Consider the following 14,501-nt stretch of genomic DNA (forward strand, 5'->3'; position numbering starts at 1 on the left):
ATCGCGACACAAGGGCGGCTCAGGGGGATTCGATCCCTTCGAAGAGCGGCCTCGCGTTGCGATTGGGCCGCAAAGCGGCCCCGGTACCCCGGTCTATCAAGCGGTCCCGATCTCCCCACCATCAATACGCTGGATCACCACCGTCGAAGCCCGCGGCCGTACGGTAGCCCCAGCCGGCGTCGCATCGGTTGCCTTGTCGGTATACGGCCAGTTCTCCGGGTGTTGGATGTTGACGAACAGCGTCTTGTTGTCCGGGGTAAAGGTAATACCGGTCACCTCGCAACCGTTTGGCCCGACAAAGAAGCGCCGCAGGTCCACCTGGTTCTGTGCGTTCACCGGCACCTGCTTGCCGCTGGCATCCACCAGGTCGGTAGGGATCACCGCCAGCAACTGGTCGTTGGTGTAGTCGGTCAAGGTGGTTTCGCCGTTGTCGGTCTCGAACCACAGCACGCCGCGGCTATCGAAGCTCATGCCGTCGGGGCTGGCGAACTGGTTCAGTTCGGTCAGGCCGGAGCGGTTGATGTCGGCGGTGCCGGCAGCGTTGGCGCCGAACACGAAGATGTCCCAGGTAAAGCTCAGTTGGTCGTCGCTGTCGTGCCAGCGAATGATGTGGCCGTGTCGGTTCGGGCCGCGTGGGTTCGCTGCATCGACCTTCTCCGGGGTGCGTGCACTGTTGTTGGTCAGGGTCAGGTATACGTCGCCGTTCAGCGGGTTGACCGTGGTCCATTCCGGGCGGTCCATCGGCGTTGCGCCCACGGCATCGCCAGCACCACGGGTGTTGAGGATGATGCCCGGCAGGTCACCATACAGCGCGCCCAGGGTGCTGCCGCCGGTGGTGGCGGTGGCCACGTCCAGCAGCAGCCATACGCCGGTGCCGTCGGCATTGAAGCGGGCCACGTAGAGTTTGCCTTGGTCGAGGTACTTGGCGCCGGTGGCCAGGCGGTCGGCCGGGTTGGCATCAGCGGCGTCCCACACGGCGGTGGACACCCACTTGTACAGGTACTCGTTGTTCGAGTCGTCACCCATGTACCACACCAGCGGCTTGCCGGCGACGGGCAGGCCGGGGGCGCAGCCCTCGTGGCGGAAGCGGCCCAGCGCAGTGCGTTTGGTGGCCAGGGTGCTGTTATTGTACGGATCGATCTCGACGATGTAACCGTAGGTGCTGGCTTCGTTGCGGTAGTCGTCGGTGGCGCTGGCGCCTTTGACGGTAACGTCGAAGCGGGCGAATTCGTCGTCCACTTCGCTGGCGTCACCGGCAGCGGTTTCCCACTTGTACTGGCCGCTGGAGGTGCCCACGCCAATGCGGCGCTGGTCCTCGGGGCGGGTGCCCTTGTTGACGAAGATGCCCGGCCAGTTCTCTTCGCAGGTCAGGTAGGTGCCCCACGGGGTGTAGCCGTTGCCGCAGTTGTTGTTGGTGCCACGGCAGTGGGTGCCAGCAGTGGAGTATTTGGTCTTGACGTGGTCGGTGCCACGCAGCGGGCCGGTGATTTCCATGCGTGAAGCCGTGGTGAAGCGACGGTTCAGCGGGTCGTTGTCGACCACTTGCCAGCGGCCGTTGATCTTCTGCAGGCGTACAACGCCAGCACCGTGAGCGTTGATTTCCTTGCGCACTTCTTCAACCGGGCGCTTGCCGTTGACATCGGTAGTGGGGCCGGCCGGGTGCAGGGCGGCAGTGTCGATGTACTCGAAATTGATTGCCAGCAGGCCGTCTTCCGAGCTGCCGTTGATGGGGAAGAAGTGCATGCCGTCGTGGTGCATGCCCATGGCGTTGGCCTGGTCGGTCGAGGTGTTGCTGCCGTCGGACTTCCACGGGTTGCCGTTGCTGTTCAGTGGCGTCCCCCAGGGCGCCAGCACGTAGGCGCTGTAGCCGGCGGCGACTACACAGGCGTCGGTGCGCGAGCCTGGGATGGACTGAAAGCCCAGTGCCAGTTTCGGCACTTCCGGCTCGGTGACTGGCGGTTCGGTCACCGGGGGCTCGGTGACCGGATCATCGTGATCGGAACCACCACCGTCGAAGCAGCCTGTCAGGCCGGTACCGGCGATCATGGCGATGGCGGCGCCCAGGCTGCCGCGCATGACGCTGCGGCGGCTCAGGTAGGCGTCCATGACGTTGGCCATCGGCAGGTTGCCGCTTTGGTTCCGGTCCAGGTTGTCGCCGGTATCTCGACTCATCAGGGTGTCCTTGTGTTGGCTGAGTTGGAGGAAACCGCGACTTTAAGGCGCAAGTGTGATGATTCCTTGGCAGAAATGTTAACGAGCTTTTAAAACTGCCAGTTCTTAGATTTGTGGTCTACAGATCAAATTGGAATTGCTGTCGGATTTCTGCCATCAAACTGTAATGCCAACGCCGCAACATCCGGGTCCCTGATGGACGTGGATAAGGATGGCGGATGCGATGGCGAGCAGTGTGCACAGGCGCGAAGTGATCGGCTGGATGGGTATCGGTGCCTTGGCACCGCTGCTCGGCGCCTGCACAGCCTTCCCAGGGCAGCAGGGCGGCAACGCCCAGCTCGACTTGCTGTACGTCGCCGATACCCTCGATGCCCGCCAGCCTGGCCAGGCGGTGGTACCGGCTACCCGGTTGGGGCCGGTCAGCCACTTGGGCCGTGCGCCCTGGATGACCGGCCGCAGCGCCAGTATCGCCTACCCGCAACTGGCGCCGCTGCTCGATGCCCGCCAGGCAACGACAGCCCAGCTGGGCGGTTATGCGGTGCTCGCGGCGTTGCTGGAACAACTGCGTGGCGAGGCCGGTGCGGGCAACAGCCTGACCCTGGAAAACGGCCAGGGCTGGAATGGCAGTGGCCTGGCCTACCTGACCCAGGGCGAAAGTGGTGTGCAAGGCAGCCAGCTGCTGGGCATCGAAGCGCGGGTCAGCAGCGACGAGCGTGTGCTGTGGCCACAACGCAGCACGGGCCTGTATCGCCAGGCCAGCGCCATTACCCTCGGCGCCGGGCTGGCTGACGCACAACGCCAGGCACTGGGTGTGCAAGCCCTGCACGTTTTCGAGCGCGGCGGTGCCCGTATCGCAGTGGTCGGCGTGACCGACCCGTATGCCCAGGACCAGAAAGCCTCACTTAAACAGTGGTACCAGTCTCTGCTGCCGGTATTCGAACAAGCCCGACACGAGGCTGACCTGGTGGTGGCCATGGCCGATGCAGGCACGGGCCCCGGCCTGTGGCTGGCTGAACGGGTGCCGCAAATCGACGTGCTGTTGTGCGCCCGTGGTCAGGACCTGTGGCCCGCACCGGTCGAGGTCACCCAGGCCAGCGGTCGGCGCGTGCCGGTGCTGTTTGCCGGCTGCCGGGGCAGCGGTGCCTTTCGCCTGCGCTGCCAGCGTGTGGCCGGCCAGTGGCAGTTCGACGGGCGTTTTTTCCCGGCCTTTGAACAGCAACTGGCGCCTGCCGCGCAGCTGCGTGTCGCGCAATTGCAGGCGCAATTGCACCAGCAACGGGCCGGCCACGCGGCCTGGCTCGACCAGCCGCTGGCCCGCGCGCCCCAGGCCTTGTGGCGCCGCGATACCCGTGGCGGCAGCTGGGACTGCCTGCTGCATCAAGCCTTGGCCGACGATAGCAGCATGCCCGTGTTGTTGCCGGGCCTGCGTTATGACTACCCGCTGGCAGCAGGGGCGCCCATTACCCGCGAACACCTGATCAGCCTTACCGGTGGCTACCCGGCGCCAGTGGTCGAGGCACCGGCCAGGCAGGTCGAACAAGTGCTGGAAAACGCCGCTGAACAATTGTTCGGTGACCCGCTGCTGCTGGACAACAGCCAGGACCTGCCGCGCTGGCAGGGCCAGGCCTGGAGCGTCAGCTACAGCCCACAAGGCAAGCGCATCACGGGGCTGGAGCCGGTGCAGGGCCTGTGCCGCACCTTTGGCCTGCAATTCGAAAGCCAGGCCGGCGAGCCACTGTGGCAGCGGGTCGAAGCCTGGCTGGCCCGTCAGCCTGACAACTGGCAACTGGCGCCGCTGCAACTGCCCGAAGTGCGTTACGTGCAGGGGCACCCAGGCTGGCATCCACGGCAGTTGGCCTCGTGATGCTCACCTCGCGTCTGCTCACCGGCGCTGGCCTGACCCTGGCCGGCTGGCTGTCTGCGCAGTGTGTGCTGCAGTTGAGCCGGCAGCCACACCCGGCCAAGGCGTCTGCGGTGGCTGACAGCCTGCTGCCCGGGCTGATGGTCGGTCACTGGCAGGCGCCGCCCGACGACGGCGCCATCACCATTACCCGTCTGCCGCTGCAATACCTCGGCGGCCTCAAGGCCCAGCCATTGGCCGCCAGTGTGGTGGTGCTGCGCTACGGCGAGCAAGTGCGCACCCTGGCCCGCGGTCAGCGCCTGGCGCCAGGGATCGTGCTGCAGGACATCGACAGCGATGGCCTGATTTTCAACAACCAGGGGCGGCGTGAGCGCCTGCCCTGGCCGCCACGCCCCGCCGTGACCGGCTTCAAGCGGCAAGGATGAACGATGCCTGTTAGATACTGCATGGCGGCTGCGCTGAGCCTGGCCTTGTCCATGGCCTATGCCCAAGAGCCGGTGTTCGATGACAACGGTACGCCGATGTACGAAGTGAATTTCGTCGATACCGAACTCGGCGAGTTCATCGACAGCGTGTCGCGTATCACCGGCACCACCTTCATCGTCGACCCCCGGGTCAAGGGCAAGGTCACCGTGCGCACTGTCGACCTGCACGACGCCGACGCTATCTACGACATCTTCCTGGCCCAACTGCGCGCCCAGGGCTATGCCACCGTCGACCTGCCCAACGGCAGCGTGAAAATCGTGCCCGACCAGGCCGCGCGCCTGGAGCCGGTGCCGGTAGAGGCGGGCGGGCAGCAGGGCGAGGGCAGCGACAGCGTGGCCACCCGCGTATTCAGCGTGCGCAACGCCGCCAGCGAACAGGTACTGGGCATCCTCAAACCGCTGATCGACCCGCGGGTAGGGGTGATTACACCGTACCCGGCGGCGCACCAGTTGGTGGTGACTGACTGGCGCAGCAACCTCGAACGCATCGCCAGCCTGCTGCGCCAGCTCGACCGCCCTCAAGAGGCACCGGGCAGCGGCAGCACCCAGGTGATCTACCTGCGCCATGCCAATGCTGGTGAAGTGGTCAAGGTGCTGCGAGGGCTCAGCCAGGAAGGGGCGGTGCCGGCTGAAGGCGCGGGCGAGGCAGAGGGCAAGGACCGGCCGGTGATGCCAGCCTCCGGTGGCCCGGGTATCCGCCTGGAATACGAAGAAGGGACCAATGCCGTGGTCATGGTCGGCCCCGACAGCGAGCTGGCAGCGTACCGGGCGATTGTCGAGCAACTGGACATTCGCCGTGCCCAGGTGGTGGTCGAAGCGATCATCGCCGAGGTGTCCGACAGCAGCGCCCAGGAGCTGGGCGTTCAGTGGCTGTTCGCCGACGAGAAGTTCGGTGCCGGTATCGTCAACTTCGGCAGTAACGGGGTGAATATCGCCAGCATTGCCGGGGCCGCCGCCAATGGCGACAACGAGGCCCTGGGTGACCTGTTGTCCACCACCACCGGTGCCACGGCGGGCATCGGCCATTTCGGCGGGGGCTTCAACTTCGCCATGTTGGTCAACGCGCTGAAGGGCAAGAGCGGCTTCAACCTGCTGTCCACGCCCACCTTGCTGACCCTGGACAACGCCGAGGCATCGATCCTGGTTGGCCAGGAAGTGCCCTTCGTCACCGGCTCCGTGACGCAGAACAACGCCAACCCGTACCAGACCATCGAGCGCAAGGAAGTCGGGGTGAAGCTGCGCATCAAGCCGCAGATCAATGTCGACAACAGCGTGCGCCTGGACATCGTTCAGGAGGTGTCGTCGATTGCCGACACCAGCTCGGCCAGCGACGTGATCACCAACAAGCGCGAGATCAAGACCAAGGTCATGGTCGAGGACAACGGCCTGGTGATACTTGGCGGCCTGATCAGCGACGAGTTGAGTACCAGCAACCAGCGTGTGCCGCTGCTCGGCGACATTCCTTATCTTGGCCGGCTGTTCCGCTCCGATGCCACCAGGAACACCAAGCAGAACCTGATGGTGTTCATCCGCCCGCGCATTCTGCGCGACGGCCCGAGCCTGGCGGGCCTCAGTGAAGACAAGTACCGCACCCTGCAGCAGACCACACCGCTGCAATTGCCGGACCTTGCAGAGGGCGCGCGGCTGTTGCAGGTATTCCCCGCCAGCCGCGCACGCCTGGAAGGCGGTGACTGGTGATGCTGCCCTATCGCCAGGCACGGCAGAGCGGAGTGGCCATGGCCCCGGCAGAGCAGGGCTGGCAGCTATGGCTGCGGCCCGACGCCGACAATGCCCAGTTGCAGGAGTTGCTGCGTGTGCATGGCCAGCCAAGCCTGCTCGAATACCTGGAACCTGCGCTGTTCGACGAGCGCCTTGGCCAGCTGTACCAGGCCGGCGATGCCGCCACCGAAGCGCTGATCGAAGGCATTGGCGACCAGGTCGACCTGGATAGCCTGATGAGCGAGATGCCGCGCATCGAAGACCTGCTTGAAAGCGACGACGAAGCCCCGGTGATCCGCCTGATCAACGGCCTGTTCGGCCAGGCGCTGCGGCTGCGCGCCTCGGACATCCATATCGAGACCTTCGAGCAGAGCCTGGTGGTGCGTTTGCGGGTCGATGGCCACCTGCGTGAGGTGCTGCGCCCTCCACGTGCGTTGTCGGCCATGCTGGTATCACGGATCAAGGTCATGGCCCGCCTGGACATTGCTGAAAAGCGTCAGCCCCAGGACGGCCGCATCACCTTGCGCGCGGCGGGGCGCGAAGTGGACGTACGGGTCTCGACCTTACCCGGCATCCACGGCGAGCGGGTGGTGATGCGCGTGCTCGACAAGCAGGCCAGCCTGCTGGCGCTGGATAACCTGGGCATGCCGGCAGCGGTATTGCAGGGCCTGCGCAGTTGCCTGGCGCGGCCCAACGGCATCGTGTTGTCCACCGGCCCGACCGGTTCGGGCAAGACCACGACCCTGTACGCCAGCCTGAACAGCCTCAACGATGGCAGCCGCAACATCCTCACCGTCGAGGACCCGGTGGAGTACGCCATCGCCGGCATTGGCCAAACCGCCATCAACCCGCGTGCCGGGCTGACATTTGCCAGTGGCCTGCGCGCCATCCTGCGTCAGGACCCTGATGTGATCATGCTCGGCGAAATCCGTGATCAGGAGACTGCGCAGATCGCCGTGCAGGCCAGCCTCACCGGCCACCTGGTGCTGTCGACCTTGCACACCAACAGCGCGGTAGGCGCAGTGACCCGCCTGCGCGACATGGGCATCGAGCCCTTCCTGATCGCCTCGTGCCTGCGCGGCGTCCTGGCCCAGCGCCTGGTGCGGCGTTTGTGCGGCTGTGCGGTGGCGCACCCGCTACAGGCCGCCGAGCGCGAGCTGTGGCCCGAGCTGGCGGCACTGGACAGCACTTATCACGCCGTGGGCTGCGAGCAGTGCCAGGGCAGCGGTTATATCGGGCGACTGGGGCTGTACGAATTTATCGAACTGGACGCTGGGCTCATCGGCTTGTTGTACGACGGCGCCAGTGAGCTGGCCATGCAAGATTACCTGGCTGATCGGCGCCAGAGCCTGGTGGCGATGGCCAGCGATTGCCTGGCCCGCGGCGAGACCAGCCTGGCTGAAGTGCTGCGCGTGGTGCAGGGCTAAGGCATGCCGACCTATCGCTACCAGGCCGTTGACCTCGCCGGCAAATCGCACAAGGCCAGCCTGCAGGCTGACAGTGAACGCCACGCCCGCCAGCTGCTGCGCGAGCAGGGCCTGTTCGCCCGCCAGTTGCAGCGCCATGAAGCCGGCAGCCGACAACCCCGACGCCAGCGCTTGAGCCGCGCCCAGTTGTGTGAGCTGACCCGTCAGCTGGCCACCTTGACCGGGGCCGGCATTCCCTTGGTCGATGCCCTTGCCACCCTTGAACGGCAACTGCGTCAACCCGCCTTGCACAGTGTGCTGGTGGCCTTGCGCGGCTCACTGGCCGAAGGCCTGGGCCTGGCCCGCAGCCTGGCCCGGCAGGGCGCACCGTTTACTGGCCTGTACTGCGCGCTGGTCGAGGCCGGCGAACGTTCCGGGCACCTGGCCCAGGTGCTGACCCGCTTGGCCGACCACCTGGAGCAGGTGCAACGCCAGCAACACAAGGCCCGCACAGCGCTGATCTACCCCGCTGTGCTGATGGGTGTGTCGCTGGCCGTGGTGATTGGCCTGATGACGTTCGTCGTGCCCAAACTCACCGAGCAATTCGCCCATGCCGGGCAAAGCCTGCCGCTGATCACCTCGTTGCTGATCGGCCTGAGCCAGGGGCTGGTGCACGCCGGGCCGTGGTTGTTAGGGGTGGCGCTGTTGCTCGGGGGGCTGGCTGGCTGGTTGTTGCGCAAACCGCACTGGTGCCTGCGTCGCGACCAGCTGCTGCTGCGCCTGCCGCGTATTGGCAACCTGCTGCAGGTGCTGGAAAGCGCGCGCCTGGCGCGCAGCCTGGCGATTCTCTGTGGCAGTGGCGTGGCCCTGCTCGAAGCCTTGCAAGTGGCCACCGAAACCATCGGCAACCGGCGTATCCGCCTGGCCATGGAGCAGGTGCGCCAACACGTGCAGGGCGGCACCAGCCTGCACCGTGCGCTGGATGCCAGCCAGCAATTCCCGCCGCTGCTGGTGAACATGGTCGGCAGCGGCGAGGCCAGCGGCACCCTGGCGGACATGCTCGAGCGCGTGGCCGACGACCAGGAGCGCGGCTTTGCCCGCCAGGTCGATACCGCCATGGCGCTGTTCGAACCCCTGATGATCCTGGTGATGGGCGCCGTGGTGCTGTTCATCGTGCTGGCGGTGCTGCTGCCGATCATGCAACTCAACCAGGGCCTGCAATTGTGACGACAAGGAGTATTGCCATGCAGCATCGACGTAACCGCCAACGCGGCTTCACCCTCATGGAAATCATGGTGGTGATCTTCATCATCGGCCTGCTGATTGCCGTGGTGGCGCCCAGCGTGCTGGGCAACCAGGACAAGGCCATGAAGCAGAAGGTGATGGCCGACCTGGCCACCCTGGAGCAGGCGCTGGACATGTATCGCCTGGACAACTTGCGCTTCCCCAGCAACGAACAGGGCCTGGCCGCGCTGGTGAAAAAGCCGGCTCAGGAGCCGCTGCCTCGGGCCTGGCGCAGTGATGGCTACGTGCGTCGCCTGCCGGAAGACCCGTGGGGCACCCCGTACCAGTACCGCATGCCTGGGGAACATGGCCGGGTCGATGTGTACTCGCTGGGTGCCGATGGCCTGCCGGGTGGAGAAGGCCAGGATGCCGACCTGGGTAACTGGGCGCTGTAACGGTGCGTCATCAGCGCGGCTTCAGCCTGATCGAACTGTTGGTGGTATTGGCCATTGCCGGGCTGATGACCGGGCTGGCAGTGGCCGGCCTTGGCAACGGCCAGGCCAGTGTCGAGCAGGCCCTGCAACGGCTGGCGGTCGAGGTCCGCGGCCAGGCCGCGCTGGCCCGGCATGCCGGGCAACTGCGCGGGCTGCGTTGGAATGGCCAGCGACCGGAGTTCGTCCGCCGCGAGGGCGATGCCTGGGTGGTCGAAGCGGTCCCGCTCGGCGACTGGCCCAAGGGCCTGCACCCGGACTGGCCGGCCAGCCCGCAACCGCGCGTACTGTTCACGCCGCATGGCTGGGCGCAGGCGGGTAGCGTGCGCTGGCGCTGGGCCGATGGCAGTCAGCAATGGGCCTGGAGCCGCACCGATGGCATGTGGGTCGTGCCATGAAGCAAGCACAGCGTGGTTTCACTCTGCTGGAGGTGACCGTAGCCCTGGCAATCGCTGCCGTGCTGGCGGTGATCACCAGCCAGGTACTGCGCCAGCGGCTGGCAGTGCAGGACAACCTGCAACAGCACCGCCTTGGCCTGTTGTGCGCGCGTGAGCTGCAAGCCCGCTTTGCCGTCGAGCAGTACTGGCCTGCCGAAAACCAAGTAGCCGGCGAGCTCGGCCAAGGTGGCCAATTGTGTCACTGGCAACTGCAACTGCGCCGCACCGGCGTGCGCGACCTGCGCCGTGGCGAACTGCAATTGTTCGCCGACCGCGACCAGCGCCTGCCACTGGGCCAGTACACCGTGTTTCTGGAGCGCCCATGAAACACCGCCAAACCGGCCTGACCCTGATCGAACTGATGGTCGCCCTGGCCCTGACAGCCGTGCTCGGCATCATGCTGGCCGCCCTGGTCAACGGCTGGCTGAAGGTGCGCGAACGCCTGCAGGACACCACTCGGCAAACCTCGGTGCTGGACTTTTGCCTGGCCCTGGAGCGCCGCTTCGACAGCCCGGTGCTGCGCCGTGTCTACGACCAGCGTCTGCCGCTGGCCAGCCGTTGGCTGGACTGGCAGCCCGCCAGCAACCAGTTGCTGTGGGTCGCCAGTACCGGCCTGCCGGCAGCCGAAGGTGGCTCGCGCCTGCAACGCCAGCGTCTGCGGTTCGAGGCCCGCGAGCAACGTCTGTTGCTGGAAAGCTCGGCGGACTTGTACGCCGCTGTCACCCCGCGCTGGGTACAGCGCGAACGACTCGACCAGGTCAGTGCCATGAACGTTCTGTATTACCAGGGCGGCCGCTGGCTGGCCTGGCCTTCTGACCAACCGGTGCACCCAGGCCGTGGTGTGCGTCTGGAACTGCTGCGTGATGGAGCCCCCTATGTCTGCACCTTCGCCCTTCCATGGGGGCGCTCATGAAACTTGAATGGCGGCGGCGTACGCCGGCCCAGGCGTGGCTGCTGCTGCGCCCGGGTGCTGTCTGGCATTGGGCGCTGGTTCAGGACGGTATTTTGCAAAGCGAGGGGCAGGGCGAGCCACCGGCCAACCCGCAGGCCCATGTTGCGCTGGTTCTGCCTGCCGAGGCGTGCAGCCATTTTCGCGTGCCGGCCCCGCCCGGGCTCAAGCGCGAAGAGTGGCCTTTGCTGCTTGAGGATCGCTTGCTGCAGGCCCCGCATGAGGTGGCCTGTGCTTGCCTGGCCCGTGAACCCGGGTACCTTCGTCTGCTGGTAGTGGCGCGTCAGCAGCTGGATGACTGGCGTGGCCAATGTGCCGAATGGGGCTTGCAGACGGTACGTTGCTGGGCGGAGCTGCAGCTGCTGCCATCGCCCGAGCCAGGATGCGCCTGGCAATGGCAACGCACCCCCGGCATGTTGCTCTACAAAGGCTTGGCCGAAGATGGACAGGAGCACTGGCTGGCGTGGCCTGATGCCTTGGGTGGCGTGCCGCAGCCACCGTGGGCAGGGCTGCACAAGACGTCGCTGAGCGGCAATTGGCCAACCGTATTTGCGCCGCTCGCCACATTGCCTGGCCTGTTCGAGCGCGCCCGCAAGGTGCGCTCGTTGCCGGCGGTCTCCCGCCAGCAGCAGCGGCTGCTGGCAGCTTGCCTGGTGCTGGCCACCGTTTGGGGTGGCCTGTGGGTGAGCCAGCAATGGCGTCAGGCGCAACTCTGGCGCAACCAGGTCGTTGCCGTGACCGGCGAGCAGGCCAGCCCTCGGCACGCGGCACAGGCCCTCAAGCGCCTGCGCGAGAGCGTACTGCAGCAGCAACTGCGTACACGTCAGCTAGACGACCTGCAGGCTCGCTTGCAGACCTGGCTGCGTGCCAACCCCGGCTTGCGCCTGCAAGCGGTGCGCTTCGATGGTCAGCGTTGGCACCTGCGCCTGGAGGGCGAGGGCAGTGCGCCGCCATGGCGTGATATGGCGGCTGCCGCTGGCGCCACAGTGCAGGTTCAAGATGGCCAAGTGATCTTCGACCTGGGAGCAGCCTCATGAACCGCGACTGGCTACAGCGTCATCGCTTCACGTTCGCCTGGGGACTGATCGCCCTGCTGCTGGCCTTCCTGGCCCTGCGCGAAGGCGTTGCGCAATGGCGCGTGCTTGGCCAGTGGCGTGTGCTGGCCGAACAGGCGGCCAGCCTGCAAGGCGGGCCCGGTTTGAACCTGGAGCGGCTACGTCAGTCGGCCCAGGCCCGTGGGGTCGAACTGACCGAAGTCGATACGCAAGGCAAGGCCTGGCAACTGCGTGGGCAGGTGGCCGATGAGCGCATGCTGCAAGGCTGGGTGCAGAGCCTGCGTGCAGAAGGCGCATTGCCGTTGCAATGGGGGCTGGAGCAGCAGGGCAAGGCTTTGCGATTCGACCTGGTGGTGCAGCCATGAGCCGCAGTGCAGCAATGGCCTGGGTGCTACTGGTATTCGTGCTCACGCTGTTTATCGAGCTTCCGGCCAATTGGGTGGTGCGTGCGTTCGGCCTGCCGGTACGCGATGTCGGTGGAAGCCTCTGGCAAGGGCAGGCACAACAATGGGGGCCGGTCGGGCCTTTGCGCTGGACGGTGCAGCCCTGGCGCTTGCAGGCGAATGCGCAAGTGGGGTTCCAGGGCCAGGCCTGGCAGTTGCGTGCAGAAGGCTGGCCCTGGCAGTGGCGGCTGGAGGCATCAGCCAAGGGGGCTTTGGCGACGGTCTCGACGGATTACCGACTGGCCGGCCAGTGGCAGGGTGTGTTGAGGATGGAGGGGGCAGGGCGCCAATGCCAGGCCAGTGAAGGCCGCGTGATCGTAACCGACCTTGCCCTGAGCGACCCTTGGTCCCTAGGCCTTGGGCACGGCTGGCTGGAAATGGATTGCCGCAGTGGCTGGCACCTGCGCGGGCAGTTGGCGCAGCAAGGGCAACATCAACTGGCCGTGGATGCCGACCTGCCAGGACGCCAGGCGCAGGTGGTGTTCCAGCTGCAGCCTGAAGCGCAGTTGACGCCATTGTTGCGTGGGGCTCAATGGCTCGGGCCGCAGGCCCTGGCGGGGCAGCGAGACCTTCGTTGGTAAGTAACAACGTGGCGCGGCCTCCTGTAGATGCTCTGTGGGCGGTCGAGCTTTTCTGAGGTGCTCGGGGCTGAAGCGCTTGGTCGTATCGATGGTGCATACCCGCGAAGCAGGCGGCGCGTTGCGTGGCACCGGCTGCGCCGGTGTTTGCGGGTGAACCCGCTCCTACAACGGCCTGTGCCCAACCGCCGATTTGTGCCCAACCGCCGATTTGTGTCCAACCGCCGAGTTGTGTCCATCCCCGATCAGTGTAGGAGCGGGCTTGCCCGCGAAGACGGCAGATCAGGCAATCACGATCACTCGTCGTCGGCAGTCCCGTTGGCCCGCCAATAGGCTGCAGCCTTTAGCGCGTCTTCCTTTACCCCTTTCTCCAGCAACAACGCCTTGGCCTGGCGAGTCAGGGCTTTTTCCAGCGCTACCCAGGCATACAGCCGGCCTTGCGGCAAGCTCAGGTTCCGCACCAGCTCCAACAAGTCTTCCCCTTGGCGACGTACCCAGATCACTTCCACCTGCGCCTTGCTTGGCAGCGGCTGGCGCTCGTGCTCGTCTTCGATCTGGATGACTGCCAGCACCTGGCGGCCCGCCGGCAACTCCTCCAGCCGACGGCCAATGGCCGGGATGGCAGTTTCATCACCGATCAGCAGGTAGCTGTCGAAAATGTCCGGCACCACCAGCGAGGCCCGTGGCCCTGCGATGTCCAGGGTTTGCCCGGGCGCGGCTTGCGCGGCCCAGGTAGAGGCAGGGCCGTCGCCGTGCAGCACGAAGTCGATGTCCAGCTCATGTGCCACCAGGTCGATGCGCCGTGGTGTGTACTCGCGCATGGTGGGCCGCGCGCCACCGTCCTTACCCAGGTTACGGGCCTCGATGGCCTGTTGTTGCTCCGGCGTTTCGGCGAACAGCAGCTTGATATGGTCGTCGCTGCCCACGCTGGTAAAGCCTTGCAGCTCGGCACCCCCCAGGGTGATGCGGCGCATGCGCGGGGTCAGCTCGGTGACCCGCAGCACCTGCAGACGGCGCTGGCGGATCTCGTGGTTTACGCGGTGAATGGTGTCACTCATGGGGCGTCTCCCTGAAAGGTTCGGTGGGCCCGGAGGCGATGGCCTTGGCGGTATGGTTGAGCAAGTCACGGACCCGTTCGATTTCTTCCACTGTCCAGCGGCCGCTGTGCATGTGCAATGCATGGCGCAGGTTGCCGACCGCTTCATGAATCTCTGGCGGGCGGTCGTGGCCGCGCAGGGCGCGTTTGCTGACCTCGATGCGCATGCGCACGCCATCCAGGGCCACTGCCTGATCCGCCAAGGCGCTGCGGCCGGCATCGGTGATGGCATACAGGCGTTTGCTGCCTTGTACCTGGCCGCTGATCAGTTCGGCCTCTTCAAGGAAGTTCAGCGTGGGGTAGATCACCCCAGGGCTTGGGCTGTAGCTGCCGTCGAACAGATTTTCAATCTGGCGGATCAGGTCGTAACCGTGGCCGGGCTGCTCGGCCAGCAAGTCCAGCATCAGCAGCTTGAGGTCACCCGGGGCGAAGACACGCGGGCCGCGCTCGCCACGGGCGGGGCGCCGCTCGAAGGGATCGTGAGGGGGATGTTCGCGCATAAGGATAGGGCTCCGTCGTTTGCGATATATCGTAAGATATTACTCAAGATATATCTAAAGACAAGCCCTTCAATGCTGATGATTA

Annotated in this window: 15 protein-coding genes; 12 read left to right on the top strand and 3 right to left on the bottom strand. The window is 65.8% G+C overall.

From position 1 onward, the window contains the following. Positions 1 to 96: 96 nt before the first annotated feature. A complete protein-coding gene (locus ACZ889_RS09435) occupies positions 97 to 2,172 on the bottom strand; it encodes a PhoX family protein (RefSeq protein ID WP_180688763.1) in 2,076 nt (691 codons plus the stop codon). Between the two features lie 223 nt (positions 2,173 to 2,395). Between ACZ889_RS09435 and ACZ889_RS09440 the strand changes: the two genes are divergently transcribed. From ACZ889_RS09440 to ACZ889_RS09495, 12 genes are read left to right on the top strand one after another with little or no spacing between them, the layout of a single operon-like run. After that, the gene (locus ACZ889_RS09440) at positions 2,396 to 4,036 is read left to right on the top strand and encodes a bifunctional UDP-sugar hydrolase/5'-nucleotidase (protein WP_476257328.1); all 1,641 of its coding nucleotides are present in this window, start codon (positions 2,396 to 2,398) and stop codon (positions 4,034 to 4,036) included. Next, positions 4,036 to 4,458 carry a pilus assembly protein PilZ gene (locus ACZ889_RS09445; protein ID WP_070095972.1) on the top strand — a complete coding sequence of 141 codons (423 nt, stop codon included), beginning with the start codon at positions 4,036 to 4,038 and terminating at the stop codon, positions 4,456 to 4,458. Before ACZ889_RS09440 ends, ACZ889_RS09445 begins: the two co-directional genes overlap by 1 nt. Positions 4,459 to 4,479: 21 nt before the next feature. After that, the gene (gene gspD, locus ACZ889_RS09450; protein WP_476258016.1) at positions 4,480 to 6,216 is read left to right on the top strand and encodes a type II secretion system secretin GspD; all 1,737 of its coding nucleotides are present in this window, start codon (positions 4,480 to 4,482) and stop codon (positions 6,214 to 6,216) included. Continuing rightward, positions 6,216 to 7,664, top strand: coding sequence for a GspE/PulE family protein (locus ACZ889_RS09455; protein WP_004575679.1), 1,449 nt, complete (start codon positions 6,216 to 6,218; stop codon positions 7,662 to 7,664). The genes gspD and ACZ889_RS09455 overlap by 1 nt, the downstream gene beginning before the upstream one ends. A gap of 3 nt (positions 7,665 to 7,667) precedes the next feature. Continuing rightward, positions 7,668 to 8,870: a type II secretion system inner membrane protein GspF gene (gspF, locus tag ACZ889_RS09460; protein WP_104886617.1), complete on the top strand. Its 1,203-nt coding sequence runs from the start codon at positions 7,668 to 7,670 to the stop codon at positions 8,868 to 8,870. A gap of 17 nt (positions 8,871 to 8,887) precedes the next feature. Next, entirely contained in the window at positions 8,888 to 9,322 is a 435-nt protein-coding gene (gene gspG, locus ACZ889_RS09465; RefSeq protein WP_003254997.1) for a type II secretion system major pseudopilin GspG, read from the top strand. 2 nt (positions 9,323 to 9,324) lie between these two features. Further along, positions 9,325 to 9,756, top strand: coding sequence for a type II secretion system minor pseudopilin GspH (gene gspH, locus ACZ889_RS09470; RefSeq protein ID WP_180688761.1), 432 nt, complete (start codon positions 9,325 to 9,327; stop codon positions 9,754 to 9,756). Further along, a complete protein-coding gene (locus ACZ889_RS09475) occupies positions 9,753 to 10,121 on the top strand; it encodes a type II secretion system protein GspI (RefSeq protein WP_014589890.1) in 369 nt (122 codons plus the stop codon). The genes gspH and ACZ889_RS09475 overlap by 4 nt, the downstream gene beginning before the upstream one ends. Next, positions 10,118 to 10,708 (top strand): type II secretion system protein, encoded by a 591-nt coding sequence (locus ACZ889_RS09480; RefSeq protein WP_180688760.1) that lies wholly within the window; start codon positions 10,118 to 10,120, stop codon positions 10,706 to 10,708. The genes ACZ889_RS09475 and ACZ889_RS09480 overlap by 4 nt, the downstream gene beginning before the upstream one ends. After that, complete coding sequence (gene gspL / locus ACZ889_RS09485) at positions 10,705 to 11,781, top strand: type II secretion system protein GspL (protein WP_257645125.1); 1,077 nt, start codon at positions 10,705 to 10,707, stop codon at positions 11,779 to 11,781. Before ACZ889_RS09480 ends, gspL begins: the two co-directional genes overlap by 4 nt. Beyond that, complete coding sequence (gene gspM / locus ACZ889_RS09490; protein WP_014859960.1) at positions 11,778 to 12,164, top strand: type II secretion system protein GspM; 387 nt, start codon at positions 11,778 to 11,780, stop codon at positions 12,162 to 12,164. Before gspL ends, gspM begins: the two co-directional genes overlap by 4 nt. Then, positions 12,161 to 12,823: a hypothetical protein gene (locus tag ACZ889_RS09495; RefSeq protein ID WP_476257329.1), complete on the top strand. Its 663-nt coding sequence runs from the start codon at positions 12,161 to 12,163 to the stop codon at positions 12,821 to 12,823. The genes gspM and ACZ889_RS09495 overlap by 4 nt, the downstream gene beginning before the upstream one ends. Before the next feature lie 293 nt (positions 12,824 to 13,116). On the opposite strand, the gene ACZ889_RS09500 is transcribed toward ACZ889_RS09495, so the two are convergent. Continuing rightward, positions 13,117 to 13,878, bottom strand: coding sequence for a siderophore-interacting protein (locus ACZ889_RS09500; protein ID WP_019750592.1), 762 nt, complete (start codon positions 13,876 to 13,878; stop codon positions 13,117 to 13,119). Continuing rightward, positions 13,871 to 14,416, bottom strand: coding sequence for a PadR family transcriptional regulator (locus ACZ889_RS09505; protein WP_003254989.1), 546 nt, complete (start codon positions 14,414 to 14,416; stop codon positions 13,871 to 13,873). The genes ACZ889_RS09500 and ACZ889_RS09505 overlap by 8 nt, the downstream gene beginning before the upstream one ends. Positions 14,417 to 14,501 lie beyond the last annotated feature (85 nt).

It is taken from the genome of Pseudomonas sp. TE3895 (assembly GCF_056278855.1).

Coding starts and splice junctions, on each gene's coding strand:
- ACZ889_RS09435 (WP_180688763.1), bottom strand. CDS start 2,172: ATGAGTCGAGATACCGGCGACAACCTGGACCGGAACCAAAGCGGCAAC.
- ACZ889_RS09440 (WP_476257328.1), top strand. CDS start 2,396: ATGGCGAGCAGTGTGCACAGGCGCGAAGTGATCGGCTGGATGGGTATC.
- ACZ889_RS09445 (WP_070095972.1), top strand. CDS start 4,036: ATGCTCACCTCGCGTCTGCTCACCGGCGCTGGCCTGACCCTGGCCGGC.
- gspD (WP_476258016.1), top strand. CDS start 4,480: ATGGCGGCTGCGCTGAGCCTGGCCTTGTCCATGGCCTATGCCCAAGAG.
- ACZ889_RS09455 (WP_004575679.1), top strand. CDS start 6,216: ATGCTGCCCTATCGCCAGGCACGGCAGAGCGGAGTGGCCATGGCCCCG.
- gspF (WP_104886617.1), top strand. CDS start 7,668: ATGCCGACCTATCGCTACCAGGCCGTTGACCTCGCCGGCAAATCGCAC.
- gspG (WP_003254997.1), top strand. CDS start 8,888: ATGCAGCATCGACGTAACCGCCAACGCGGCTTCACCCTCATGGAAATC.
- ACZ889_RS09475 (WP_014589890.1), top strand. CDS start 9,753: ATGAAGCAAGCACAGCGTGGTTTCACTCTGCTGGAGGTGACCGTAGCC.
- ACZ889_RS09480 (WP_180688760.1), top strand. CDS start 10,118: ATGAAACACCGCCAAACCGGCCTGACCCTGATCGAACTGATGGTCGCC.
- gspL (WP_257645125.1), top strand. CDS start 10,705: ATGAAACTTGAATGGCGGCGGCGTACGCCGGCCCAGGCGTGGCTGCTG.
- gspM (WP_014859960.1), top strand. CDS start 11,778: ATGAACCGCGACTGGCTACAGCGTCATCGCTTCACGTTCGCCTGGGGA.
- ACZ889_RS09495 (WP_476257329.1), top strand. CDS start 12,161: ATGAGCCGCAGTGCAGCAATGGCCTGGGTGCTACTGGTATTCGTGCTC.
- ACZ889_RS09500 (WP_019750592.1), bottom strand. CDS start 13,878: ATGAGTGACACCATTCACCGCGTAAACCACGAGATCCGCCAGCGCCGT.
- ACZ889_RS09505 (WP_003254989.1), bottom strand. CDS start 14,416: ATGCGCGAACATCCCCCTCACGATCCCTTCGAGCGGCGCCCCGCCCGT.